Origin of the sequence: Methylobacterium sp. Leaf88 (genome assembly GCF_001422795.1) — a bacterium.
Lineage (GTDB): Bacteria > Pseudomonadota > Alphaproteobacteria > Rhizobiales > Beijerinckiaceae > Methylobacterium.
In genome coordinates this window covers 8,009-8,391 of record NZ_LMMK01000008.1, presented here as the reverse complement: position 1 = coordinate 8,391, position 383 = coordinate 8,009, and the positions used below count along the sequence as shown (strand labels likewise).

1 protein-coding gene is annotated in these 383 nt (G+C 68.1%); it reads right to left on the bottom strand.

Annotated features, from left to right (window positions below):
• Positions 1-383 (bottom strand): transposase (locus ASF20_RS23120; protein ID WP_156647979.1); only part of this gene is annotated, 383 nt, incomplete at both ends.

Sequence of the window (383 nt, the reverse complement as noted above, 5' to 3'; positions counted from 1 at the left end):
GGCGCGCCACTCCTTGAGCCTGGCCCAGAGGCGCTCGACCTGGTTGCGGTTGTTGTAGATCCAATCCGGGCAGGCCACGGGCGCTTCGTGGCGCTGAGGCGGGATCGCAGGCCGAGCGCCCATATTCAAGATGTGTTCGCGAAAGACGTGGCTGGTGTAGCCGCGGTCCCCGACGACCCACTTGGGTACCCCCGGCAGTTGGTCGAGCAGGGGAACCGCATGGGGCAGTTCGTGGGCCTGACCGGGCGCCAGACGGAAGGCGATGGCGCGGCCCTGTCCGTCGGCGATCACGCAAGCCTTGGTGCCATACCCGCCACGCGAGCGGCCAACAGCTTCACGAGCGTCTCGCTCGGCTGCAGATCCCCCCTTTTGGCGGCTCCCGT